The 24,743-nt window shown below is 45.9% G+C and carries 21 protein-coding genes and 1 pseudogene; 10 read left to right on the top strand and 12 right to left on the bottom strand.

Translation table 11 applies throughout. The features are described from left to right. Nucleotides 1-82 precede the first annotated feature (82 nt). Nucleotides 83-1,198: an NnrS family protein gene (locus tag IEV16_RS05060; RefSeq protein WP_188364592.1), complete on the top strand. Its 1,116-nt coding sequence runs from the start codon at nt 83-85 to the stop codon at nt 1,196-1,198. On the opposite strand, the gene IEV16_RS05055 is transcribed toward IEV16_RS05060, so the two are convergent. Continuing rightward, nucleotides 1,182-2,015, bottom strand: a complete 834-nt coding sequence (locus IEV16_RS05055; RefSeq protein WP_188364591.1) for a CvfB family protein — start codon at nt 2,013-2,015, stop codon at nt 1,182-1,184. The two genes, IEV16_RS05060 and IEV16_RS05055, sit on opposite strands and share 17 nt — an antisense overlap. Further along, a complete protein-coding gene (gene serC, locus IEV16_RS05050) occupies nt 2,008-3,096 on the bottom strand; it encodes a 3-phosphoserine/phosphohydroxythreonine transaminase (protein ID WP_188364590.1) in 1,089 nt (362 codons plus the stop codon). Before serC ends, IEV16_RS05055 begins: the two co-directional genes overlap by 8 nt. 167 nt (nt 3,097-3,263) lie before the next feature. Here serC and IEV16_RS05045 point away from each other — a divergent pair, with 167 nt between their 5' ends. Together IEV16_RS05045 and IEV16_RS05040 are read left to right on the top strand one after the other, a co-directional pair. Next, complete coding sequence (locus IEV16_RS05045; RefSeq protein ID WP_188364589.1) at nt 3,264-4,445, top strand: threonine/serine exporter family protein; 1,182 nt, start codon at nt 3,264-3,266, stop codon at nt 4,443-4,445. Further along, nucleotides 4,445-4,819, top strand: coding sequence for an RNA-binding S4 domain-containing protein (locus IEV16_RS05040; protein WP_188364588.1), 375 nt, complete (start codon nt 4,445-4,447; stop codon nt 4,817-4,819). The genes IEV16_RS05045 and IEV16_RS05040 overlap by 1 nt, the downstream gene beginning before the upstream one ends. Nucleotides 4,820-5,077: 258 nt before the next feature. Here IEV16_RS05040 and IEV16_RS05035 read toward each other — a convergent pair whose 3' ends face one another. Together IEV16_RS05035 and IEV16_RS05030 are read right to left on the bottom strand one after the other, a co-directional pair. Next, nucleotides 5,078-7,192, bottom strand: coding sequence for a HEAT repeat domain-containing protein (locus IEV16_RS05035; protein ID WP_188364587.1), 2,115 nt, complete (start codon nt 7,190-7,192; stop codon nt 5,078-5,080). Between the two features lie 280 nt (nt 7,193-7,472). Beyond that, the gene (locus IEV16_RS05030) at nt 7,473-7,976 is read right to left on the bottom strand and encodes a SixA phosphatase family protein (RefSeq protein ID WP_188364586.1); all 504 of its coding nucleotides are present in this window, start codon (nt 7,974-7,976) and stop codon (nt 7,473-7,475) included. Nucleotides 7,977-8,086: 110 nt separating this feature from the next. Between IEV16_RS05030 and IEV16_RS05025 the strand changes: the two genes are divergently transcribed. From IEV16_RS05025 to IEV16_RS05010, 4 genes are read left to right on the top strand one after another with little or no spacing between them, the layout of a single operon-like run. After that, complete coding sequence (locus IEV16_RS05025) at nt 8,087-8,671, top strand: TetR/AcrR family transcriptional regulator (protein WP_188364585.1); 585 nt, start codon at nt 8,087-8,089, stop codon at nt 8,669-8,671. Then, complete coding sequence (locus tag IEV16_RS05020) at nt 8,668-9,762, top strand: efflux RND transporter periplasmic adaptor subunit (protein ID WP_188364584.1); 1,095 nt, start codon at nt 8,668-8,670, stop codon at nt 9,760-9,762. The genes IEV16_RS05025 and IEV16_RS05020 overlap by 4 nt, the downstream gene beginning before the upstream one ends. Next, nucleotides 9,759-12,788 carry an efflux RND transporter permease subunit gene (locus tag IEV16_RS05015; RefSeq protein WP_188364583.1) on the top strand — a complete coding sequence of 1,010 codons (3,030 nt, stop codon included), beginning with the start codon at nt 9,759-9,761 and terminating at the stop codon, nt 12,786-12,788. Before IEV16_RS05020 ends, IEV16_RS05015 begins: the two co-directional genes overlap by 4 nt. Next, nucleotides 12,775-14,205, top strand: a complete 1,431-nt coding sequence (locus tag IEV16_RS05010; RefSeq protein WP_188364582.1) for a protein adenylyltransferase SelO — start codon at nt 12,775-12,777, stop codon at nt 14,203-14,205. Before IEV16_RS05015 ends, IEV16_RS05010 begins: the two co-directional genes overlap by 14 nt. Here the strand turns inward: IEV16_RS05010 and IEV16_RS05005 are convergent. The 6 genes and pseudogenes from IEV16_RS05005 to IEV16_RS04980 all read right to left on the bottom strand — a co-directional run. Next, nucleotides 14,202-14,933: a dienelactone hydrolase family protein gene (locus IEV16_RS05005; protein WP_188364581.1), complete on the bottom strand. Its 732-nt coding sequence runs from the start codon at nt 14,931-14,933 to the stop codon at nt 14,202-14,204. The genes IEV16_RS05010 and IEV16_RS05005 overlap by 4 nt on opposite strands. Continuing rightward, nucleotides 14,917-16,185, bottom strand: a complete 1,269-nt coding sequence (locus IEV16_RS05000; protein WP_188364580.1) for a metal-dependent hydrolase family protein — start codon at nt 16,183-16,185, stop codon at nt 14,917-14,919. Before IEV16_RS05000 ends, IEV16_RS05005 begins: the two co-directional genes overlap by 17 nt. Beyond that, nucleotides 16,182-17,492 (bottom strand): aminopeptidase P N-terminal domain-containing protein, encoded by a 1,311-nt coding sequence (locus IEV16_RS04995; RefSeq protein WP_188364579.1) that lies wholly within the window; start codon nt 17,490-17,492, stop codon nt 16,182-16,184. Before IEV16_RS04995 ends, IEV16_RS05000 begins: the two co-directional genes overlap by 4 nt. Beyond that, nucleotides 17,485-17,799 (bottom strand): MGMT family protein, encoded by a 315-nt coding sequence (locus tag IEV16_RS04990; RefSeq protein ID WP_188364578.1) that lies wholly within the window; start codon nt 17,797-17,799, stop codon nt 17,485-17,487. The genes IEV16_RS04995 and IEV16_RS04990 overlap by 8 nt, the downstream gene beginning before the upstream one ends. A gap of 32 nt (nt 17,800-17,831) precedes the next feature. Continuing rightward, on the bottom strand, nt 17,832-18,821 hold the full coding sequence (locus IEV16_RS04985) for a hypothetical protein (protein ID WP_188364577.1): 990 nt from the start codon (nt 18,819-18,821) through the stop codon (nt 17,832-17,834). 65 nt (nt 18,822-18,886) lie between these two features. Next, a pseudogene (locus IEV16_RS04980) lies at nt 18,887-19,885 on the bottom strand (tryptophan--tRNA ligase); the annotation flags it as partial. Nucleotides 19,886-19,892: 7 nt separating this feature from the next. On the opposite strand from IEV16_RS04980, the gene IEV16_RS04975 reads away from it, so the two are divergent. After that, nucleotides 19,893-20,264 (top strand): hypothetical protein, encoded by a 372-nt coding sequence (locus IEV16_RS04975; RefSeq protein WP_188364575.1) that lies wholly within the window; start codon nt 19,893-19,895, stop codon nt 20,262-20,264. Nucleotides 20,265-20,552: 288 nt separating this feature from the next. Here IEV16_RS04975 and IEV16_RS04970 read toward each other — a convergent pair whose 3' ends face one another. Both IEV16_RS04970 and ffh read right to left on the bottom strand, forming a co-directional pair. Further along, nucleotides 20,553-21,257, bottom strand: a complete 705-nt coding sequence (locus tag IEV16_RS04970) for a hypothetical protein (RefSeq protein WP_188364574.1) — start codon at nt 21,255-21,257, stop codon at nt 20,553-20,555. Between the two features lie 5 nt (nt 21,258-21,262). Further along, nucleotides 21,263-22,624, bottom strand: coding sequence for a signal recognition particle protein (ffh, locus tag IEV16_RS04965; RefSeq protein WP_188364724.1), 1,362 nt, complete (start codon nt 22,622-22,624; stop codon nt 21,263-21,265). Nucleotides 22,625-22,722: 98 nt separating this feature from the next. Between ffh and IEV16_RS04960 the strand changes: the two genes are divergently transcribed. Then, a complete protein-coding gene (locus IEV16_RS04960; RefSeq protein ID WP_188364573.1) occupies nt 22,723-23,475 on the top strand; it encodes a cytochrome C assembly family protein in 753 nt (250 codons plus the stop codon). Beyond that, nucleotides 23,475-24,743, top strand: coding sequence for an HlyC/CorC family transporter (locus tag IEV16_RS04955; protein WP_188364572.1), 1,269 nt, complete (start codon nt 23,475-23,477; stop codon nt 24,741-24,743). Before IEV16_RS04960 ends, IEV16_RS04955 begins: the two co-directional genes overlap by 1 nt.

Here is a 24,743-nt window from a genome sequence, read left to right as displayed (position 1 = left end):
ATGACAGTTGACAGACAATAATGGCAAAGTGATTACGGGCGAACTATTATACGCCACTTAACCGATAATGCCATGACAGCGGATGATGAAAGCCAAACCACAACTAATTAAATCTCAGGATGTGTTTTTCCCCGCAGCCTGTCTGGCTGCCATTGTGTTGTCGGTACTTTCGCAAACCACACGCATGGGTTGGACGCCCTGGGGCCACGCCTTAATCGGTCTGGGTCATGCCCATGAAATGTTTTTTGGTTTTGTACTGGCCTTAATCTGCGGCTACACCTTAGGCAAACAAACAGCTGTTAAAATGCGGCTGATGCTGTTACTGTGGCTGACCGCCCGGGTGGCGTTTGTGATGGCACCCGGCACACTTATTACCGCGTTATTGACGGTACTGTTTGCCCTGTGGGTGGTGCGCCATATCGCACCACGTTATCTGGTGGCGAAAAAATGGCGCAATAAAGTGATTGCACCCTTATTGGTGGCCTTATTTTGCTTTCCTCTGGGTTGGTTATTGTTGTCAATGACCCACTGGCCAATCAGTCCGCAAAATCTGATGCAAAGCCTGTTGGTGTTGCTGATTATGCTGATGGCCTTTATCGCCGGGCGCATGTTGGCACCGGCTTTTGCCGGCGAATTACAGCAACAAAATTATATTTTACTCGCGCGGGTACAACCGCGGATTGAAGCCCTTATTTTAATCTTACCACCTCTGGCTTCCCTGTTATTGTTGCATCCGCAAACCCACCGCATCGCGGCGGTTGTGTTGTTGTTATTGGCCGGCCTGCTGTTGTTGCGACTGCTGCGTTGGCAGTTTTGGCTCTGTTGGTATCGCAGTGATTTAATGGGCTTAAGTTTAGGCTATCTGTGGCTAATCTGCGGTTGTATACTGCTGGCTTATGCATTGAGCACGGGCCACTATCAACCGGCCTTTATGCATGTGATTACCATGGGTGCCATCGGTACCTTGTCATCGATGGTGATACTCAAATACCTGATGCCAAAACGGCACGTTCCGGCCATCATATTTTACCCCCCCGTGTTGTTGCTTATTGCTGCGGTGCTGTCACGCGTGGCTGCCGACTATTCAAGCCAGCGTAATGCGTATTTAATCGCTGCGGTCAGTGCCTGGTCACTGGCTTATCTGTGGGTTTTAATCCAATGGGTCGTCACAAAACGACGGCTTAATCGATCAGTTTGATTTTATCCGCCGCCAGACTGATTTTGCGTTGCTTATACAGTTTGCCCAGGGCTTTTTTGTAACTGCCTTTGCTGACCTGCCATTTGGCTTTGATCGCTTCGGGATTGCTTTTATCGGTTAAATCAGACTCACCCCCCCGGGCTTTTAAATCCGCATAAATTTGTTCGGCCAGATCACCCAATTGGGCCTTGTTCGGCAAATGCAAAGCCAGATTAATTTTCCCTTCAGGACTGATGGATTTAATATAACCGCTGCGTTTTTCACCCACCCGTACACTTTCATAATCATCCTGATGGTGCAATAAGCCTAAATACCGGTTATTTATCACCGCCTTAAAGCCCAATTCAGTTTTACCCCAGAAAAACAACTCAACCTGTTCACCGCCTTTAAACGGGCCATTTATTTCAGGAATAAACTTATTTAAGCGACTGGTGGCGGTGATCCGATTGGAGGCTTTGTCGAGATAGACATAAACGCCCTGCTTGTTACCCGGTTGTAAACGGCGTTTTTGCTCCGCATAAGGCAGTAATAAATCTTTCGGTAAGCCCCAGTCCAGAAAGGCACCGGTTTTATTCACATCCACCACCTTTAAAAACGCGCACTGACCTACTTGAACCAAGGGTTGTTCGGTGGTGGCCACCGGTTGGTCATCCTTGTCTAAATAAATAAATACCGAAATGTTATCGCCCTCGTTCATGGATTCGGTCACAAACTTGGCCGGTAAAAACAGAGTGTCTTGGCGATCGGTAACCAATTTGGCACCGGTTGTCATCAGTTTTTGAATGGTTAAATGATTGGTTTGACCGATCTTAAGCATGTTGTTTCTCAAAATTGCGCATAAATTCAATCAGTGCGTCCACCGCTTGCATTGGTACCGCGTTATAAATGCTGGCACGCATACCGCCCACGGCTTTATGGCCCTTCAGCGCTTTTAGTCCGGCGGCACTGCTTTCCCTTAAAAATTGCTCATTCAAACCGTCGTCCGCCAGCCAAAAAGGCACATTGACTTCAGAGCGGATGCCCGGCGCGACACGATTTGAATAAAATGTACTGTTATCAATGAAATCATAGAGTTTTTGGGCTTTGGCCCGGTTGCGTATTTGCATGACCTGAATTCCACCTTGTTGTTGATACCATTGCAACACCAAATACATCACATACCACACAAAGGTGGGGGGTGTGTTGTAGGCTGAATTGTGTTGTTCAAAGGTGGCATAATCCATCAAAGTGGGTATGTTGTTATCATGTTGGCCGATGAAATCTTTGCGCACAATCACCAAGGTTAAACCCGCAATGCCGAGGTTCTTTTGGGCACTGGCATAAATGATGCCGTAATCGTCTATATTAACCTCACGGGTCATTAAATCCGACGTCATATCACAACACAACGGCAAGCCGTTGCTGTCAGGCAATGTGTGCCACTGAATGCCTTCTAATGTTTCGTTGCTGGTGTAATGAAAATAATCGGCATCTGTGTCAATTTGAGCGGCATCATAGTCACCCAGACTGTGTTGTGGCTGATAGGGCGCTTTGGGCGGTTCAGTGGTGGTCACAACCTGTGAAAATTTTTGTGCTTCCTGATAGGCTAAAAACCCCCAATAACCATTCACGTGGTAAACCGTTTTGCGATTCGGTGCAGACAAATTCATGGGTAGCATGGCATATTGTAATCGGGCACCACCGGGCACCAACAACACCGCATACTCATCACTGATACCCAGCAAAGACCGCAATAAGGCTTCATTGTCCGCCATCAGCGCTTTGAACTCTGGACTTCGGTGTGAGACCTCCATCACCGAAGTGCCGGTATTCTGCCAGTTATCCAGCTCACTTTTCAGTTGTTGTTTAACCGCTGCGGGCAGTGACGCCGGGCCGGCGGAAAAATTATGGATTGTCATAGACACAAGAATTGTTCAAAGCATGAATTGTAGCGGTTTTTGGCAAATAAACCAAAATCTAACGCCTGCTTATTGGTGATAGTCGCTATTCAGGTTAATATAGTACTTTTAATTTTTTTCTTATCATGGTTTCCGAAAAAAGGAAAATTCGCCAAAAACAAGCTGCCATGCTGATTAGTATCAGCAAAGCCATCGCCGAAGCCGGAACCCCGTCACACCGTCTGGAAGCCTATATGCAGGTGATTTTAGAAAAATTTAATTTTTCAGGTCAGTTTGTGGCGTTTCCCACCGCCATCATCGCCAGTATCGGGGAAGGTGATGCACAGCGCACCTATATGGTGAAGACCAAAGTGGGACAAATCAATCTCGGCACCCTGCAGCGCATTAATGGCGTGATTAATGATTTGGAAAACAACGTCATTAACATCGACACCGCCATCGAAACCATCCGCCACATCAAAGACCAGGAGTCCAAGTATCCGGGCTGGTTGGTGGTTTTGGCTTTCGGTATCGTCGGAGCGGGTTTTTCCACCTTATTTTCAGGTGGCTGGCTGGATGTCTTATCCGCTTTTTGTTTGGGTATTGTCACCGGAATATTTGCCCGTACCGGCGATAAATATTTTCACCTGTCCCATGTTGTTGCGCCTTTTTCTGCAATGGTTGTGGGCATTCTCGCCATCATGATTCACCATTACAGTTCAGGTATTAACTATGTTCTGGTGGCTTTATCGGGGTTAATTGTTTTAATTCCGGGTCTGGGCATCACCATTGCCATGCGTGAGCTGTCCACCGACCATCTGGTATCCGGTAGCGGTCGTCTGGCCGGAGCGGTGACCGTGTTATTCTTATTGTCATTTGGTCTGGCTTTGGGTTACCTCATTGGTCACCGCCTGTTTGGAGATGAAGCCTTTACCCAGTCAACACCCACACCCGACTGGTTTCGCTATCTGGCGATTGTCATCACATCACTGGCCTTTACGGTCATTTTTAAGGCCCGTCTTGCCGATGTTTTTTGGATATTTTTATCCATCGCCCTCGCCTATACCGGATCCAAGTTGTTTAAATTGTGGCTGGATCAACCCTTTATTTCACTGGCCACTGCGGTGTTGATTGCCACCGCCGGAAACGTTTATTCACGCATCACCGACAACCCGGCCTCACTGATGCAGATTCCGGGCATTATTTTACTGGTTCCGGGCAGCATGGGCTTTAACTCCCTCACCGCCATGTACACCCACGACACCATCACCGGCGTTCAGGCCGCTTTCAGTGCCGCCCTGGTGGCCGTCGCCATCTCAGTCGGCCTGCTGGCGGGCAACTTATTTGTTCCACCGAAAAAGGATTTATAATGGTGAGAATAGACAAATGGCTGTGGGCCGCCCGGTTTTACAAAACCCGCTCTTTGGCCAAGAAAAAAATAGAACAAGGCAAAGTCAAAGTCAACGGCCAGCGCTGCAAACCCGCCAGATGTATCGAAGTCGGCGATCAAATCGAAATCAAAAAAGACCAGTTAAAATGGGTGGTTGATGTCCTTGAATTATCCGAAAACCGGGGCCCCGCCAAAGTCGCCCAAACCCTCTATGAAGAAACCGAAGCCAGTCAACAAGCCCGCCAAGATAAACAACTGCTCAGCAAACTCGAATACCACTCCACCCCCAAACCCGAAGGCCGCCCCTCCAAAAAAGACCGCCGCGAAATCCAAAAACTTAAAAGAAAACGCTGATAATCTAAAAATATCCATCATGACGACCTTGAAAGACTGTTTAAATCAATGTTAACCACTGAGAACACAAAGAACATACAGAGGTCACATAGAAATAGAGCATAGAAATATGACTTAGCGTTCTATGAGCATCCCTTGTGGTCATTGTGGTTATCAATTTAATATTCACCACAAAGACACAGAGACCACAGAGCTTAAACAAGCTTGCTTGTAATATTTAACTCAACTGGAACAAGTTAACGATTTATTATGATTTAATCACTTCCCACGCGACATTATCGGAAGTCCACTGACTTTTTTAATGGGTCCGTTGAGATCATAATCATGTCGGTCCCAAATGCCATATCTCGCACGACATGCCCAGTCGTGTAAATCATTGTTGGTCTGCCAAAAATCACAATTTATATTCAGGTAAGGTAAATCTTCTGGTGTGCCGTAATAATATAAGTAGGTAAGTGCCTCATGTTTGTCACCATAATTTTCATCCGTTATCATTTTTCGCAAATAAGGCAGAATCTTCTCACCGGCTAATTTAGCATAGACTTTGATTGCCGTTGTTCTTACCCATTTTCGTGGGTCAGAAAATAAAGACACCATAGCGTTTTGGGTGGATTCTCCACCGATAGCCATAAGGGCTTTATGAATCTGATAATCATGGTTGCTATCTGCCGTTAATAATTTCAGTAACAACGGTAAAGCCTGTTCATCTTTTAAAAAAGTTATGCGCTGAATAAGCCATAACTTCACAATGGGATTGACATCATTAATGTCTTTAAATTGTGTTGCTAAAAACTTCGCTTCATCATCAACAGTGCTGACAGATGAAAAAGGTCTGACATGATTATAAAGTTCATCCGAAAATATCTCCGCATGGGGCTGAGCTACCTGATCAGGGTTCAACCACATAAGAGCCAATAATAAGTGCAAATCTTGACAACAGCCGTAAATTTTTCCTTTGTATTTAATATTGCTGAGCCTGTTTAAAATAATAGACTCAGCTTGTCGAATAGCGGAATCCCCCATGGTGGCAACGACAAAAACTGCTTTAATAAAAGCTTTTTGATTTTGGTTTATTTTTAATTCCAAAATTCTAAGAACAGCAGGTAATCTGGCTTGATTAGGAATTTCAGTCAGAATATCAATCACTCTGTCCAAGTTGGGGAAGTAATTTTTTTCAGTCATCAGCATGGCGTCTATTTCCGGTAGCAGATGTTGAACCAAATAGCCCTTATCTCCTTCATTGGAAATGTTCAACAGTGCTTGAGCCGTGAATAATTTATCAGACAATGTGGCTTCATTTAAAACTAACTGTTGGTGATAAATCCTTCTTGCTGCTTGTAATTTTCCTTGTTCTATTAATTTATTTGCTATGTACAAGGGATGTTCTGCCAATGGATTAGAATCCTTGTAGTCAAATCTTAATGCTAAGTATTGAGCGGCAAATTCATGAACACCTTGGGTATCTTTAAAACGGATAAAAGCTTCTGTCACACCAGGAGCACCCGGATACGTGAAATATAGGGCATGGGCTGCTGTATTGCGAACTTCTTCAGAATTTGAATCTAAGGCAGACACAAAAAAAGGGACTGCCCGCAAATCAGCGGTTTCATTGATTGCGCGCATCAAATCATATAAATATTCTTCAGCTAAACTTTTGGCTTCTGAAGATGATGTCTTCTGTAAAAATTTTTCATGCTGCATCAATACCTGTTCAAAATACGCAAGCACCACAGGAAAGCTTTTGGGATCTTCAAGGTAAGCTATTTCTGTTACAAATTGTTCCCGCATAGCTGAATTCGATAACGGTTCTTGTAAAGCAAACTTCATGAGTTTTTTTAATCTTCTGCTTTCATTATCTACATCAATTATAGCTAACATTTTTTTTAAATTTCGTATGTCATCTTTATCGGTATAACTATAAACAAACATGTCAAAGACACGCCTGTTTTGCCAATCTTCACTGAATAAAACAGCCACATTCTTTTCACCTATCGGTGGAAATCGATAGGAACCGGCCACTGTTATTCTATTGGGTCTATCTAAATGCTTATTGGTTAATGAAATGGTTTTATGCCGAAATGACTTATCACCTTTTAGTACCTGGGTGATTTTAATATATTGATCATTTTTATCTTTATATGTATCACCAATCACAATCAATTCAGCCAATTGACTATATTCCCCCATACTCAGGTGACGATAGCGAGTGGCATGGCTAAGACCAGTAATAAAACAAAACACCAGACTTAATAGCAACACCAACCGGCTAATGATGACAGGTTTATTGCTTGGCAGATTATTAACTTTATTATGATTTGAACTCAACTTGCTAATTTCTTCAAAGTATGGATATTGACATATTAATACCACCATACGTTTATTGCTTGATTATTTTTATGCATTATTTTTTGTATGGTGCCAAATCTGGGACAGGCATCCGATTCTTTTTCAAATAGCTTTCCACAGAGTGCCAAATCTGGGACAGGCATCCGATTCTTTTTCAAATAGCTTTCCACAGAGAACACAAAGGACTCGCAGAGGTCATCAAGAACTGTCACCATAAATATGACATTGTGTTCTTTGTGCAACCTTTGTGGGCTTTGTGGTTATCCATTTAATATTCACCACAATGGCATAGTTTCCAACCCGTGTATTATTGACTGCTTAAAACATTGACCGCGGTTTTATTATTTTTGGACTCGGGGAAGGTGATGACCTGATAGATGAGATGATAGGTGCTTTCATCCATATCCGGTATCGCTTGTCCCGAAAGCAATCTCACTAATTGAGGTGTGGTGTTGCTGTGGCCGAAAATAACGACATTTTCTTTTGATTGCCGCAATTTTTTGGCCAATTGCTGTAAATTTTTCGGATTATATGTGGTGATAGGAACCGCCAACTTTTGAGCCAGAGGTGATGCCGTTTGTTGTGTTCTGCGGTAGTCTGTTGAATAAATCTTTTTGATATGGGCCTGCGCTAACAGATTCGCGATTCGATGAGCGCGCTCATGTCCCGCTTGGGTCAGGCTCGGGTCGTCGCCGGTTTGTTTTTCGGCATGTCGAATCAGGTAAAAAGTTGCTGCCTGCACATGCGCACAACAAAACATCAGAACAAATAAAGAGGCCAATTTATATTTAAGTGAATAAGAAGGGCGCATATCGTGAGATCAGATAAATAGCTGAGTATAACCCATAAGATGTAACAACCGGCAGTTTAGTGATTCAATACAATTGACCGACCGGTCAGTCAATTGTATAATCCGCCACTATGAATCCATCAATCACAAAAAAAGAAGCAATTTTAGACGCGGCCTTAACTTTATTCGCCGAACATGGCTTTGCCCATGTGTCGGTGGCCATGATTGCCGAGCAATCAGATGTCACCAAAAGCCTGATATTTCACCATTTTGGTAACAAAGAGCAGTTATGGGATGAGGTTAAACAGCATTACTTTAATCAATACGCCCAAACCCAGGAAATTCTGTTTGAGCAGGAAAAGAACCCGCTGACGTTGATTGAAAAATCGATGCGAAATTACTTTAACTTTATAAAGCAAAACCCTTTGGTGGCACGGTTTTTCAGTTATGCCCATCTGGACAATGACGCCGGCTGCGGGGATTTAGATCGCCCTTTGTTTCAACAAGGCGAATTTTTAATTAAAAGCGCTCAGGAACAAGGACTGATTCGCCCCGGTATCAATCCAAGTGTGCTTATCATGACGTTTATCAACGGTATTAATCAATATTTTGTGGCCCGCTGTCGCTTTGAGCAATGGGACGCAGCCATTTACCGGGATGACGACACATTTATGAATCATTTTATTGCTTTGTTAATGAAAGGGATAAAACCATGAACCCAATGACCGACCAAAGATCTGCGAAGCACAGTCGTTTTTATGTTTTGACCATCGGCATCATTGTGCTGTTATTACTCGCAGCCTGCAGTGATGACAATCAACCAAGCCAAAACAGCGATGACAGTGCCATCATCCGTGCTGAGTTCTCGCCAAAAACCCACTATAAGCAACATAAAATCAGTGCTTTTGTGCAAGCCGTTGAGCAAGCCCAGCTGGCCTTTCAGGTTAGTGGCCGGTTGTCTGAACAGTATGTAGAAATTGGCCAGCAGGTGAATAAAGGACAGGCACTCCTGGCGCTTTATAATCCCGCTTTAGCGCCACAAATTGATCGTATCCAGAGTCAAATCGAGGCCAATCAAGCGAACTTAAATCAAACCCTGTCTGAGCTGGAAAGGAATCAATCCCTGTCCGCCATTCAAGCCATCAGCCAAAACCAACTGGATCGTTTATCCAGCCGGGTGCAACAACTTAAATCACAACAAGAGACATTACAAGCTGAATTACAAGCCGCCCAAAACAATTTAAAAGAAGCCACCCTCACTGCCCCGTTTGCCGGTGAAGTGGCCGATATTATGGTCAAACCGGGAGCTCAGGTTCAGGCCGGACAGGCCGTGATTGTCTTCAGTGGCTCCAATCTTTTTGAGGCCCCACTATATGTCAGTCATGCCTTACTTAAACAGCTGCAAATCAATCAGGACTTAACAGCCCATAATGGACCAGATAAATGGATCGTTACCGTGAAGGAAATCAGCCGCTCAGCCAATCCGGCTTCGCAACTTTTTAAAGTCCTGGTCAGTTTAACACCCAATACCACCTTGTTGGCCGGCCAAAAAATAGACATCACCATCCCCGAACCTATTGATAATATTTATCAATTACCGGTGAGTGCCGTGATTGATGACGGCATTAATGAACCTTATGTCTATGTACTTAACAATGAACAGTTGCAACATCAAGCGGTTCAAGTGGTTGCTTTTGATAATAACCACATTTGGGTTCGTTTTGAGCGACCGCAAACACCACCGTTAACTGTGGTCACCGCAGGCCAAAGTACCTTAACACCACCACAAAAATCCTCTGAATCATGAGTATTGTGCGATTACTGGTTAATCAGAAAAGACTGATTTTAACCACCTCGATTTTGCTGGCCTTATTTGGCATTTTGTCCTGGACGAGTATGAATCGCCAGGAAGACCCGTTTTTCCCCTATCGTCATGGTTTTGTGCTGGTTCAATATCCCGGTGCGGATGTGCATAAAATTGAGCAACAGGTGCTCAAACCGCTGGAAGAAGAACTCGCCCAAATCGAAGAGTTAGAAGAAATTCGGTCCACCGTTCGCGATGGTTTTGCCCAGGTGGTGGTACAGATGCTGGAACATATTAATGACACCGATCTGGTGTGGGACAAAGTCAGACGCGCGGTGACCCGCGCCGAACGTGAATTTCCCGAAGGCGTACTGGAAGCCACCGTGGAAGACCGTTTACTGGACACTGCGCTGGCGGTGTATGCCATCGCCGGAAACAACGATGTCATGCATTTACGGCGTGCTGCCAAAGATATTAAAAACCGCATGTTCGGGTTAAAAGGGGTGGGCAAGGTGCGACTTTACGGCATGCCCGAAGAACAAGTCACCATCACCCTCAAAGATGATTTTGTGTCCAGCCGGGTCATAAATCATGAATCCATAGCCGAGCAAATCAACGCCAAAACCAAAGCCCGGCCCATTAAGCCGCTGCATGTCGGTCATCAGCGGGTCAGCCTGGATGCACACACTGAATTTAAGTCACTGGATGAAATTAAAAATACACCGATTCAATTATTTAACGGCGAACAATTACCACTTTCAACCCTCGCCGATGTCCGGATTGAGTCTGAAACAGTAGGTCAAAGCGGCTTTTGGCATCAGGGAGAACGGGCGGTGGCTTTGGCCGTATATGTGCCTAATAATCGTTTGAATGTGGTCGATTTTGGTGAACAACTGCGCGATTACGTCGCTGATCTGGCTCAAGAATACCCAAATGTGACCATTGAAGAAGTGTTTTTTCAGCCCGATCGGGTCACAGACCGTTTGCGAGAGCTTGGCTATTCTTTACTGACCGGTATGGCCTTAGTGACCATAATTTTAGCTTTATTTTTAGGGTTACGCCCCGGCCTGGTGGTGGCCACCATTATTCCTCTGGTGACTTTTTCAGCATTGGCCATCTTTAATCTCGGTGGCGGCGTGCTGCATCAGATTGCCATTGCCGGCATGGTCATTGCCCTGGGGATGTTGGTTGATAATGCCATTGTCATGGTCGAAAACATACAATATTACATCGACCAGGGTCGCCGTGGCGGCGAAGCCTCCGTGATTTCTGTGAAACAACTGGCCATGTCACTGGGTTCAGCCACCGGTACCACCATCGCGGCTTTTATGCCGATGCTATTATCCCAGGGCAATGCTTCTGATTTCACCCGGGCAATTCCTGTGATGATTATTCTGTCGATTTCAGTCAGTTATGTCTATGCCATTATGGTAACGCCGGCGTTTAGCCACCTTTTTCTAAAGCCCAATCAACAACGCCGGCAATCGTCTTTGGAAAAGTTGGGAGAAAAACTGGGTGGTCTGGCCACCACAAAAGGTGGTTTAATTATCCTTATTGCGGTGCTGTTTATTGGCTTATCTGCGTATTTGTTCAGCCATGTGCAAAAAGACTTTTTCCCCGATACTGACCGCAATCAATTGGTTATCGATATTAAATATCCGGAGAATTACCACATCGAAGAAAACATGTTTGTCAGCCGCAACATAGCCCGGCAAATCGCTGCCCGTGATCATGTTCAAGAAACGGTAACTTTTGTGGGTAATTCAGGGCCAGTTTTTTACTATAATCTGGTGGAAAAACCCCATTCACCGCATGTGGCCAGAATTGTCGCCATTCTGGATGATGTGGATAACAGTCAGGAACTTATTCAATGGATTGGTGCATCTATAAACCCACAATTTCCACAAGCTGAGGTCGTCGCCCATCGCCTTGGGCAGGGGCCACCGGCAGAAGCCCCGGTTGAACTCAAAGTGATTGCCCATGACCGTTTACAACTCCGTGATGCGGTGCAAACCATTCAATCCGAGCTGCAGAACACCCAGGGCGCGCGTATGGTGCGCAACACCCTGGGGCTGGGGATGGCGAAATTAACCCTAACACCCGATGATGGGTTACTCAATATGAACAACATCACGCGGCAACAGCTGGCGTCCGGTCTGGCTTTACGCACCTCCGGTCAGGTTATTGGCCAATATCGCGGGGATAAGGATCCCATGAATATCGTCATGCAATCGGCCGAGCATGTTAACTTTCCAATTGAGCAATTATCCGACATTTCCATTTATCACGGCCGGGACACATTGTCTTTAAGTACCATCAGTGAAGATAACATTTCATACTTACCGGCCGCTATTCACCACCTGGACTTACAACGCACGGCCAGTATTTATGCCGAAACCAAAGACGGCTATACCTATAATGATGTGTTAACTCAGTTATTACCAAAACTGGATGACATGGATTTTCCACGGGGTGTATCCTATCAAATTGCCGGAGCAGCCAAGGAATCCAGCGAAGCCAATCAATCCTTGGGCAATGCTTTACCCATCGGGGTGATTTTATTGTTGGTGTTTTTATTGATTGAGTTTAATTCATTTAGAAAAGTGCTGATTATTTTAATCACCGTACCACTGGCCTTTTCCGGTGTGCCCCTGGGCTTACTGCTCACAGGCACGCCTTTTGGTTTTACCGCGACTTTAGGGGTCTTGGCATTGGTTGGTATTGTGGTGAATAATGCCATCGTTTTGTTGGATTTAATCCAACGCAATCAGGATGAAGGCATGGATTTGGCAACAGCCATTCAACAAGGTGTCGCCCGGCGAACCCGACCGATTATCCTCACAACTTTAACCACCATCGCCGGTTTATTGCCCCTGGTGATGACCAAATCGACCTTGTGGCCGCCGCTGGCCTGGTCCATAATTTCAGGTTTATCGGTGTCAACGGCCTTGTCTTTACTGGTGATACCCGCCATGTACCGGTTATTCATTAAAGACAATACACATATTGACCTCAATGAAACTCACTAATGACTATGCACAATTAGACCCGCAGTTATGCCGGGCGACTCAGCCTTTTATGGTCAGCGACCCTAAGCTGTTGTTGTGGAATGAACAATTGGCCGGGCAGCTCCATATTCAATCATTAGAAACCGCAAAACGTGCCGAATATTTTAGTGGTCAGATAAATTTACCCGGCTCTCAGCCGGTGGCCTGTGCCTATGCCGGCCATCAATTCGGGCATTTTAATCCGCAACTCGGTGATGGTCGGGCGCATTTATTGGGCGAGGTGCACACCGATGATGGTACCTTTGAATTACAACTCAAAGGCTCCGGACAAACCCCCTTTTCACGCAACGGAGATGGCTTATGCAGTTTAGCACCGGCTTTGCGTGAATATTTAATGAGTGAAGCCATGTATCATCTGGGTGTACCCACCAGCCGTTGTTTGGCGGTGGTCAGTACCGGCGATAAAGTCTTGCGAGAAAAACTGTTGCCCGGTGCCATTGTCACCCGGGTGGCCTCATCGCATATTCGGGTGGGCACTTTTGAATATTTTGCCGCCCGCGGCCAGAATGGTGTGGTAAAAAAACTGGCTGACTTTGTGATTGCTCGTCATTATCCTGAACTTAAAAATAGTCGAAATCAATACCTTGATTTACTTCAGGCGGTTATTCAAAAACAGATTACACTTATCAATCATTGGCTGCGGGTTGGTTTTATTCACGGCGTCATGAACACCGATAACACCTTACTCAGCGGCGAAACCATTGATTACGGGCCTTGTGCCATGTTGGGTGTTTACCATCCGGCCACGGTATTCAGCTCCATTGACCGTCAAGGACGCTACGCCTTTGGCCAACAAGCCCGCATCATGCAATGGAATATGGCGCGTCTGGCCGAATGTTTATTACCCTTAATTAACGCCGATGAAAAGGTGGCCTTGCAACAGGCCGAAGACATGATTAAAGCCATTCCGGAACAACAGTCCACGGACTTTGTGGCGATGATGAACCGCAAATTAGGCTTTAACCGGCCTGTGTTTGAACGCCCATGGATTGATAATTTCCTTAAAAGATTACAAACAAAACAGTTGGATTACACCTCAGTGTTTATCGCATTGACTGAAAATGCTAAAAAATCCACTGATGACGATGCACTCAAAGACCAATTGGGCGATTATTATGGGCAATGGCGCCAGCAATTACCCACAGCGGATTTACAGTCTGTTCAATCAACCATGAAAAAGCACAACCCCTTGGTCATTCCGCGAAATCATGAGGTCGAACAGGTTCTGTCGGCGGCTGTGGAAAACAATGATTTACATCCGTTTAAAATGTTTCTACAGGTACTTCAGTCACCCTATCAGACCACCAAAAACACCCAGCGGTTTCAGCAACCGGCACCTGAATACGATGCCGGCTACCAAACCTTTTGTGGCACTTAAATTGAGCGTCCCGCTATTTCAGCGATAAAATCTGAAATCAACTGCTCACTGCGTCGGTGGGCGTCTTGATCATAAACCGTTCCAAAATCCGGATCATTGGCGCCGGGTGTGGTGAAGGCGTGATAAGCCAATCCAAAGTCATGTTTCTGCCAATCACAACCGGCCTGCATCATCTCATCCCGTAATTGCAGCCAGTCTTCATCGCTGACCATCGGGTCTTTGGCACCGTGTAGCAACATCACTTTGGCTGTCCAGTGTTCCGGCGTTTTCACATCCGGCTTGTTCATTAAACCGTGCACTGACACCACCCCGGCCACCTGATGATTAATCCGGGCCAAATCCTGCACCACCAGACCGCCAAAACAATAGCCAATGGCGATGATTTTATCGGCGGCCACGTTTTGTTGACTCAAGGCTTCAAAGCCGGCCTGGATGCGGCGGTGTAATTCGGCCCGATCATCCAGCAACGGTTGCATCAAAGCTGCCGCCTCATCGTTGTCTGCCGCCACCACACCATCTCCATAAAGATCCACTGCTAATGCAGTCATTCCACGTTCAGCCATCTTCCGGGCTTTGTCCTCAATAAATTCAACCCGGCCTTTCCACATCGGCACCAGTAAGATGGCCGCTGCATGTGGGTCGGGATGATGCGGTTCAGCCAAAAAGCCGTGCGCCTGCACATCACCGGCGTGGTATTTTAAAATTCGGGTATTAATCTGCGTATTCATTTTTAATCACTTGACCTCCTTTAATAACCACCGGAATATCGGTGAGTGTCTGAATATTATCTAAGGGATTGCTTTTGACCACCACCATATCGGCGTAACTGTCGTTTTTGATGACACCGATTTTATCATCACCAATCAATTCAGCGGCAGACCTGGTGGCTGACACGATGGCTTCTGCCGGTGACATGCCCTGTTCCACCATCAATGCAAATTCACGGGCATTATCACCGTGTTCAGACACACCGCTATCAGTCCCAAAAGCAATCTTAACACCACCGTCATAAGCCCGTTTAAACGCCGCACCCATAATAGGTCCGATGGTGGCGGCTTTTTTGGCCACCATCGGCGGAAAATAACCGTCTTCCCGGGCTTTTTTAGCGACAAAATCACCGGCCATCAAGGTCGGTACTAAATACGTGCCATGTTTTTTCATCAGTTTGACAATTTCATCATCCAGATAACTGCCGTGTTCAATGCTGTCCACACCGGCTTCAATCGCCCGTTTCATACCGGCCTTGCCATGGGCATGGGCGGCCACTTTAAAGCCATAGTCCCGGGCCGTTGAAATAATGGCCTCGAGTTCATCCCGCGTAAACTGACTGTTATCACCACTGGAAGCCTGACTCAAAACACCGCCGGTGGCCGTGATTTTAATCAGATTGGCGCCATCCTGGTAATGTTGTCTCACCGCCCGGCGCGCTTCCACCGGACCATTAACCACACCGTCTGCAGGTCCGGTGGGCGGGTGTAAGCCATGCCGGTATCCATTGCTGGGATCGGCGTGACCACCGGTGGTGGCCAGAGATTTTCCGGAAGTAAAAATTCTCGGTCCAACGACCTTACCAGCATGAATGGCATCCCGTAAAGCCACAGTGACGCCATAAGAATCTCCCAGATCACGGACTGTGGTAAAGCCCGCCTGTATCGTACGATCGGCATACTGAACAGCGTTTAAAGTCACATCCGGGGCATTGGACGTGAATTTTTTAACATAACTGTCGGGGCCCATTTGAGAAGACAAATGGGTGTGCGCATCGATTAAACCGGGCAGACAATAGCCGTCACTGAATTCCAAATCAATGATCTGGTCTTTTTTATCCAGGACAGCCCTAACTTTGTCCTGATCAATGTCAATAAGCTGGTTTTCAACAAATTTACCCTGCTCACTGTCAAACAAATGACCACAGGACACCGTTAAGGCAAAACCGGCGCCACTGAGGCCCAACAAAAAAACGGCTAGTATTTTCTTCATGTGTTATCTCTCATTAATTCTTCAATGTCATCAATCTCTTTAACCAGCTCAGATGACAATACATCAGCACCGCTGTCCGTGACCAGAACATCATCTTCAATACGAATACCAATACCTTTCCAGGCTGCCGGCGCTTCGGTGTGTTCACCGATATACAAGGCCGGCTCTATGGTGAGTACCATATCTTTTTCCAGTTCAATCCACAAGTCATCCACCTGATAATCACCCACATCGTGGACATCGAGGCCCAGCCAATGGCCGGTCATATGCATATAATAGGGTTGATAGGCTTTTTCTTCTAAGACCTGATTTAAAGAGCCTGTTAAAATACCCAGGTCGAGCAATCCCTGACTCAGGGTTTTGACTGCCGCCTGATGCGGTTTATTCCAGGGATTGCCCGGTTTTACCGCGGCAATGGCATTTTTCTGAGCTTGTAGAACCACTTCATACAAATCCCGTTGTCGGGCAGTGAAACGACCATTCACCGGAAAGGTGCGGGTGATGTCTGAGGCATAATAATCATATTCAGCACCGGCATCAATCAACACCAGATCTCCATTTTTTAATGGTTGATTATTATTAATATAGTGAAGAATACACGCATTACTGCCCCCGCCGATAATCGGCAAATAGCTGGGTTCAGATCGATGGCGTGTTAATTCATGTATATACTCGGCTTGTAAATCATATTCATTCAATCCCGGCCGGCAGGTTTGCATCATGCGAAGGTGGGCTTGTACCGCTATCTCTGCGGATTTTTTCAGACAACGAATTTCTGCGCGGCTTTTATACAGCCGCATATCGTGAACCATGGGATCGAGCGACACAAATTCTTTGGGCGCGCGCGATTTTTGACCCTTACGGTGTTCTATATTTTTAACCCAGTCACTGACTTTATGATCAAAATCTTCATGCTCACCCAGTTTGAACACCAGGCGTTCTCGATCCTGCAAAAAAATCGGCATTCTTTGATCAGCTTCTTTGATGTCGTAAGCCCGGTCAAAACCATAATCTCGGACAGCCGATTCAGTGCCTGTCATGGGACCGTCCCAAATCATTTTGTCGAGGTTTTTTTCACGACAAAATAAAATTTCAGCCGTTTGCTCACCAGTCTGAATAAGTACCAGCAGCGCATCCGGCTCATTAAATCCGGTTAAATAGTAAAAATCACTGTCTTGTCGATAACGGTATTGGGCATCGCCGTTGCGCAGTTTTTCTTGCCGAGATTTAACAATAATGACGGCATCATTACCGGCGCGTTTCAACAGTTGTTGGCGGCGTTTCTTGTATTCTTTTGTTTTAATCATCCCGCTTGGGTTGCCATTGATAAACCGTTAAGTCTATGCGATGACGGTCTGATATTTCAATGCCTTCAGCGCGTAATTTTTGGGTCTGTTTTCGGGCCGACAGGCCATTCAAGACAATCCGTCCTTGGGCGTTGATAATTCGGTGCCAGGGTAAATTATATTTATCACTGCAACTGTGCAATAAGCGTGATACCTGACGGGCAGCGCGGGGCTCACCGGCCATGACCGCGATTTGACCATAGGTGGCCACCTGGCCGACAGGAACGGCCGCAATGATTGACAGGATACGTTGACTAAAAGGGCTCATCAAAAAAGCCCGGCCGAGCCGGGCTTTAATGTTTAATCGGTTTGGGTTATTTTAGCTGCGGTGTCATCGGTTTTCGCACGATCGCCTTGCACCCAGTTAAAGGCTTTTTCTTTGAGTTTGACGAATTTCTTGGAACCGCGCTCTAATTTGGCTTCCCATTCGGGATTGGGTTCCTGGCCTTCAGTGACTTTAAAAAAGACCTGCATAAGCGCCGTCATGGCGAACGGATCTATCAAAGCGGCTTTTAAGCCCCAGGCGGTGACCACCGCCAGTGCGAACGGCCAGAATCCACCTTCATAGCCGCCAAAGCTCATGAGTGCCGCCAGCGGGGCAAACACCACAATCAACACCAATAAGGCCATAACCCAGGTCATAACCGTTAAAAACAAGGCATTTTTCAGAAATGTTTTGTAGTTTTGTGCATACAAAACCAGGGCTTTGCGGGAATCTTCCCAGGGATTGGTGGAATTATTACGGATATAATAAGCCAGAATCACCTCATCCACATAGGTTAAGGACATGGTCACCACCGCGTTGGCAAACTTGACCAGCGGTTGCGGAATAAACGGCAGCAACAGCATCACACCGGAAAAAATCCGGGTGAAGGTTTTCAGCACACCTTTAATTAACTGATCCACACCAAATAAGACCGAGGACTCGGTAAAACGGTCTTTTACCACACCCTGGGCATACTTCACCTGACTTTGGCCCTCAGGCATCGGCTGATTATCCAGGTGTTTGACAATCACCGCAATGTGGCCGGCTTTGACCAAATAGAGCAGGTATTCTCGGAAAAAGTACAACACACCGCTGACCAGCGCAAATCCGCCAAACATACCGTAAAATACACCACTTTCCGGGTTGTTCCCCACTTTGCCGACCAAATAGCCAATCCCACCACCGGTGCCGGTGACCGCAATATAAGCCACCGTTATGCCCATATAAATCAAAAAACGAAATAAAACAAATTCTTTGGTTTTAAACAAGGTGGACATGACCTGTCCAAATTTAAAATCAATCATGATGACCTCTTAAAAACTGAGAATCCCATTGACCCAATTTAAATGAGATTCCTGTCTAATTAAACAATTGGCCGAATCCCCACAGCGTCTTTTAATTGCGCCAAAAATGGCTTGGCAGACTGTCTGGCTTTGGCCGCCCCTTTTTGTAACTCTTCATCAATCTTAGCAGGATTGGCCATCAAATCTTCATAATTTTGACGAACTTGTTGCAATTCTGTGTTCAAAGTCTCAAAAATAATTTGTTTTGCTGTTCCCCAGGCGATTCCGTCACGGTAGGCTTGCCGCATTTCAGCCACTTGTTCATCGCTGGCAAACGCGCGGTAAATGTCCATCAAAGCGGAATCATCCGGGTCTTTTGGCTCCCCCGGTTCCAGGGAATTGGTTTTAATTTTCATGATATGCTTGCGCAGTTTCTTTTCCGGCAGCCACAAAGGAATGGTGTTATTATAACTTTTACTCATTTTTCGACCATCCAAACCGGGCAAAACCGCCACATTGTCATCCACCACCGCTTTTGGCATCACAAAATGCTCGCCAAAATGATGGTTAAAACGGGCACCGATGTCGCGGGCCATTTCTAAATGCTGAATCTGATCTTTACCCACCGGCACTTCATCGGCATTAAACATCAAAATATCCGCCGCCATTAAAATCGGGTAACTGAACAAGCCCATGGTGATGCCTTTGTCCGGATCCTCACTGCCCTGTTCCTGATTTTCAGCCACTTGCGCTTTATAGGCATGGGATCGGTTCATCAGGCCTTTGGCGGTCATACAAGTCAGCAACCAGGTGAGTTCTGAGATTTCAGGCACATCCGACTGGCGGTAAAAAACGGATTTGTCTGTATCCAGACCCAAAGCCAGCCAGGTGGCGGCAATTTCACGGGTGGATTGGGCGATGCGCTCAGGCTCCCAGCATTTGATCAAGGCGTGCAAATCCGCCAGAAAGAAATAGCTGCTGATATCAGCATCCAGGCTGCGATGTATGGCCGGCTTAATGGCGCCGACGTAATTTCCCAGGTGTGGGGTTCCAGTGGTGGTGATCCCTGTTAATACTGTGGTCATGGAGGTTATGATGATAAAAAAACGACTATTGTATGCAAGCGGCCTGATTAAATACAATAATAAGCGATTAATTCAAGGTATATTTATGTACAAATTTATTTTATCGACCCTCATGGTTCTGATGATAATCAGTTATTCATCGACAGCGACGGCAACCTCAGACGCAGAAAAAGCCGCCAAATCGGGTTTAGAAGCGGTCACTGTTTTTATCGATATATCACGATTTAGCCGTAAAAACGGGGCTGCCGAAAAAATGACCGAATCCCATCAGGACTTTGCCCGCTTCGGCTATATTCTTGTTGCGGTGAATGTGTATACGGAAAATGGAGACTTAGAAGGCTTCTTCGTCAGTTACCGCAAAGACAAGACGCAGGAATAATATTTGACGGGCTTAAAGCCACATTTTGACTGCATTACGGATCACTTATGCACAAGCCATGCACCCAAAGTACAAAACAAACATTTAGTGAAACGTTATTAGAATTTTGTTCAATATATGTTTGTAATGTATTGATATATTTAGAAATTATAGAATGAGCTATTTTTAACCAATCTGTACAACGTCTTTACTTAACTTCACTTTAACTAAAAATAAGGACTTTATACACACACTTATCCACAGCTTTTGTGGATAACCGAACGGGTTGATCTTCTTGATAAAGTCTACTTAGATTAAGGCCTGAAATTGTGCCACCAGTGCACGCGCTGCGTCCTGATCCACCGGGTTACATTGCAGGCTGAAAACCCACAGGGATGCGTCTGCTTTACTGACGTAAAACTCACTTATGGCCGCTTGCGCGGCATGACGGTAGATGATATTAAACACCTTATAAGCCGGATGGGACTTAAATTCACTGTCCAGTAAAGGATAGGTTAAACGAATCCGGTGATAACGGTTTAAAGCGTAAGAAAACGCCTCTTGATTGAGTGTCAACCCAGGGTTTTTAAAATATTCCACAGACACACGGCTCGGCTGCTGATTGTTTTGAGCCGACAGCGTCGCCGTCAGATGCCAGCCATGCCGGTTTTGGGTAATTTGTGATGCCCACGGCTGACCTTGCAACAAATCAACAAAAGCTTGTGAAGAGACCGGCTGTTTGTCTTTACGGGCATGGGAAGTGAAGTTGTTTGGCCGCGGTGGTTTAGGACCAGTTGGTTTTGTCACGGCATGTCGGGTTTTTCTTTGTTGTTGCGCACCCGGTTTAACATTGATCGTGCCTGTTACCGCACAGGGTCGATCCTGAACCACCCTGTTGCCATCCGCCGACTGGCAATGGTACAGTTTCAGTTTGGCTGCATACACCGTCTCAAGCCCCATCAGAATGAGATTCACCCCGAACAAAGCCATCAAAAACCAACCCTGTTTACGCATGGTATTTAAAACGGCAAACCACCACCGGGGAGTTTGCCGCCCAGTTTCTGCATCATTTTCATCATACCTTTGCCTTTGAACTTGCGCATCATTTTTTGCATTTGGTTGTATTGTTTCAACAATTTGGACACATCCTGAATGGATGTTCCGGAACCGTTGGCAATGCGGCGTTTCCGGGATCCCTTAATCAATTGTGGATAACGCTTTTCCTTAACCGTCATCGAATTAATCACCGCCAGCATCCGGTTGGTGTGTTTATCACTGGCCTGATCTTTAACCGCATCTGGCAACTGTCCCATACCGGGTAATTTATCCAGCATGGAACTCATACCACCCATGTTTTGCATTTGTAGCAGCTGTTCCTGAAAATCCTCCAAGGTGAATTTATTGCCCTTTTGGACTTTTTTGGCGAACTTTTCAGCCTTTTTCTTATCAATTTTACGCTCGGCCTCTTCCACCAGAGACAAGACATCACCCATGCCCAGAATACTGGAGGCAATGCGGTCCGGATGAAAAGGCTCCAGTGCGTCCATTTTCTCACCCACACCCTGAAACTTAATCGGTTTGCCGGTGATGGTCTTAACTGATAGGGCGGCGCCGCCGCGGGCATCACCATCCACCTTGGTGAGAACCACGCCGGTCAGATCCAACACATCGGCAAAAGCTTTGGCCGTATTGGCAGCATCCTGACCGGTCATGGCATCCACCACGAATAAGGTTTCTGTCGGATTTAAACTGTCCTGCAGGGCTTTGATTTCCTGCATCATGGATTCATCCACCGCCAGACGACCGGCGGTGTCCACAATCAGAACATCAAAAAATCCTTTTTTGGCCGCATCCACGGCACTTTTCCCAATCGTAACCGGATTATCGATCACCGAAGAAGGATGCACACTGACACCGACTTGTTCGCCGACGGTTTGCAATTGCTCAATCGCTGCCGGACGATAGACATCGGCAGACACCATCATGACTTTTTTCTGTTGGCGTTCGGTCAGGTATTTGGCCAGCTTACCTGAGGTGGTTGTTTTACCGGCCCCTTGTAAACCGGCCATTAAAATAACCACCGGTGGCTGCGCGTTAAAATTAATACCGCTGGTCTCTTTACCCAATACCCGCTCAAGTTCTTCCTGAACGACTTTCACCATCATTTGTGCGGGTTTAACACTGGTTAAAACTTCCCGCCCCAATGCCCGTTGTTTAACGTCATCAATAAATGATTTAACCACCGGTAGAGCGACATCTGCCTCCAACAAGGCCACCCGGATATCGCGCAGAATATCTTTAATGTTGTCTTCAGTGAGATTGGCCTGACCGCGAATTTTTTTGATGCTTTGCGAAAGCCGATCGGTTAAATTGTCGAACATGATTGGATTATCCTGTTGGTAAATAACGAGCATGCCATTATAATGGCTTCATCTTCAAAGATAAATGAGACCATCAACAAATATCGTCTCCCAACGCCATGACAAGCCTGTTTATTGCCACCACAGCGGCCCATTTAATCGCTTTGCTGCTGGTTAAAAGATACCCTGTTTCCGTATTGTTCTTGATACTTGCCAGTTTGTTTCAAACGGTTTTAACAGCTTTGCTGTTGCTTAATGACAGTGGCTGGACGTTTAACGCCCAAAATGCCTGTCTGGTGGTGAGCTGGTTGTCCAATATCATCGTGATTGGCGGTCAGTTCAGGTTAAAAACCGTTCGTATTTTATTAAGCGCTATTGCCATTGCGGTTATGGCGTGGATTTATTTCTGGCCGTTGCCGGACTTTTCCAAACCCTATGCTTTATTTATTGATTTACACATCACATTATCCATACTCGCTTACAGCTTTTTGTTTGTTTCTTCTCTGGTGGCGATTAATCTGGCCATTCAAATATACCGACTTAAAAAGAACGCTTTTATGAGTGCCGATTTGAGTTTAAGCAGTTTATTAACAAACGAAGAGAAGCTGTTTATTTTGATTGTAATCGGCTGGTTATTTTTGGGACTGTCGCTGTTATCCGGTGCCATTTTTATCGACAATTTCTTTGGCAACCAAATGGGCCACAAAATCGTGTTTTCCATCCTTGCCTGGATTCTGTTTTCCGTTCTGATTGCCGGCCGCATGCTCAAAGGCTGGCGTGGCAAAAAAGCCATAAAATTGAACCTGATTGCCATGGCCCTGCTAATGATTGGGTTTCTCGGCAGTTATTTGGTGATTGATTACCTGCTCTGATGCTCGCCACCCTCTCAACAGGACAATTAGTCAGCGTCATAATCGGTCTGCTGTTGTTGTCGGCTTTCTTTTCCAGTGCCGAAACCGGCTTAATGGCCCTTAATCGGCTTAAATTAAAAAATGATGCCAAAACCCAAAAAGGTGCCTGGTTGGCCCACCGTTTGTTGCAAAAGCCCGACCGCTTGATTGGTATTATTCTCATCGGCAATAATTTTATCAACATTCTGGCCACTGCACTGACCACGGTGCTGGCACTGAAAGTGGCCGGTGAACAGGGCATTGTCTTTGGCACCGCCATTTTGACCGTGGCTATATTAATTTTTGCCGAAATCACCCCCAAAACCTATGCCGCCATTCATCCTGAGCGCATCGGTTATCCGGCAGCTTTTATCCTGACACCGTTGTTAAAAATTTTTTGGCCCCTGGTGTGGCTGATTAACCTGTTTACCAACAGCATTCTCAGATTGTTGGGCGTGCCTGCAGAAATCGCTGAAAAAGCTTTGTCCCGTGAAGAACTCAAAACACTTGTGATTGAAAATGATATGCTCAATCCCGATGTGCACCAAAAAATGATGATTAATGTGATGAACTTAGAGCACATAAAAGTGGAAGATGTGATGGTGCCGCGCAATGAGATTCAGGCGATTAATATAAACGATGACTGGGACAGTATCGAGCGCAAAATTGTCGGCACCTACCTGACCCGACTGCCGGTGTATCAGGACAGTATTGACCATGTTATTGGCATTTTACATATTCGCACCATCCTGAGCATGCTCAAAAACAGCACCTTAACCAAACGAAAATTAAAAGGCATCTTACGCAAACCTTATTTTGTACCCGAAACAGCCCATTTATCGGGCCAGTTGCGTGAATTTCAAAACAAAGAACGGCGCATGGGTCTGGTGGTGGATGAATATGGCGATTTAGTCGGCCTGATTACACTGGATGATATTCTGGAGCAGATAGTCGGGCGTTTCACCTCCCAGTTTGGCGACCGTGGTCTTCAAATCATTCAAAAAAGTGACCACGAGTATGTGGTGAAAGGGCGTATTGCGATACGTTTTTTAAACCGGCGACTTCACTGGGATTTACCGACCGACGACGCCACAACCATTAATGGTCTGATTACAGAAACCATTAAAGATTTACCCTCAGCCAATCTGACCCTGGATATTGAGGATTATCGTCTGACCATACTGGAAGTGGGCGAAGACAACACCATCAACACCGTTTTAATCAAAAAACTCAACCGTGAAGAAGACTGA

The organism is Marinicella pacifica, assembly GCF_014636635.1.
GTDB lineage: Bacteria > Pseudomonadota > Gammaproteobacteria > Xanthomonadales > Marinicellaceae > Marinicella > Marinicella pacifica.
Note: the sequence above shows the minus strand (reverse complement) of the source record. Positions and strands in the feature narration are given on the sequence as shown.

Coding starts and splice junctions, on each gene's coding strand:
- IEV16_RS05030 (WP_188364586.1), bottom strand. CDS start 7,976: ATGCGCCCTTCTTATTCACTTAAATATAAATTGGCCTCTTTATTTGTT.
- IEV16_RS04985 (WP_188364577.1), bottom strand. CDS start 18,821: ATGATTGATTTTAAATTTGGACAGGTCATGTCCACCTTGTTTAAAACC.
- IEV16_RS05015 (WP_188364583.1), top strand. CDS start 9,759: ATGAGTATTGTGCGATTACTGGTTAATCAGAAAAGACTGATTTTAACC.
- IEV16_RS05000 (WP_188364580.1), bottom strand. CDS start 16,185: ATGAAGAAAATACTAGCCGTTTTTTTGTTGGGCCTCAGTGGCGCCGGT.
- IEV16_RS05045 (WP_188364589.1), top strand. CDS start 3,264: ATGCTGATTAGTATCAGCAAAGCCATCGCCGAAGCCGGAACCCCGTCA.
- IEV16_RS05010 (WP_188364582.1), top strand. CDS start 12,775: ATGAAACTCACTAATGACTATGCACAATTAGACCCGCAGTTATGCCGG.
- serC (WP_188364590.1), bottom strand. CDS start 3,096: ATGACAATCCATAATTTTTCCGCCGGCCCGGCGTCACTGCCCGCAGCG.
- IEV16_RS05055 (WP_188364591.1), bottom strand. CDS start 2,015: ATGCTTAAGATCGGTCAAACCAATCATTTAACCATTCAAAAACTGATG.
- IEV16_RS04975 (WP_188364575.1), top strand. CDS start 19,893: ATGATGATAAAAAAACGACTATTGTATGCAAGCGGCCTGATTAAATAC.
- IEV16_RS05040 (WP_188364588.1), top strand. CDS start 4,445: ATGGTGAGAATAGACAAATGGCTGTGGGCCGCCCGGTTTTACAAAACC.
- IEV16_RS05025 (WP_188364585.1), top strand. CDS start 8,087: ATGAATCCATCAATCACAAAAAAAGAAGCAATTTTAGACGCGGCCTTA.
- IEV16_RS04955 (WP_188364572.1), top strand. CDS start 23,475: ATGCTCGCCACCCTCTCAACAGGACAATTAGTCAGCGTCATAATCGGT.
- IEV16_RS04990 (WP_188364578.1), bottom strand. CDS start 17,799: ATGAGCCCTTTTAGTCAACGTATCCTGTCAATCATTGCGGCCGTTCCT.
- IEV16_RS05060 (WP_188364592.1), top strand. CDS start 83: ATGATGAAAGCCAAACCACAACTAATTAAATCTCAGGATGTGTTTTTC.
- IEV16_RS05005 (WP_188364581.1), bottom strand. CDS start 14,933: ATGAATACGCAGATTAATACCCGAATTTTAAAATACCACGCCGGTGAT.
- IEV16_RS05035 (WP_188364587.1), bottom strand. CDS start 7,192: ATGGTGGTATTAATATGTCAATATCCATACTTTGAAGAAATTAGCAAG.
- IEV16_RS04970 (WP_188364574.1), bottom strand. CDS start 21,257: ATGCGTAAACAGGGTTGGTTTTTGATGGCTTTGTTCGGGGTGAATCTC.
- ffh (WP_188364724.1), bottom strand. CDS start 22,624: ATGTTCGACAATTTAACCGATCGGCTTTCGCAAAGCATCAAAAAAATT.
- IEV16_RS05020 (WP_188364584.1), top strand. CDS start 8,668: ATGAACCCAATGACCGACCAAAGATCTGCGAAGCACAGTCGTTTTTAT.
- IEV16_RS04995 (WP_188364579.1), bottom strand. CDS start 17,492: ATGATTAAAACAAAAGAATACAAGAAACGCCGCCAACAACTGTTGAAA.
- IEV16_RS04960 (WP_188364573.1), top strand. CDS start 22,723: ATGACAAGCCTGTTTATTGCCACCACAGCGGCCCATTTAATCGCTTTG.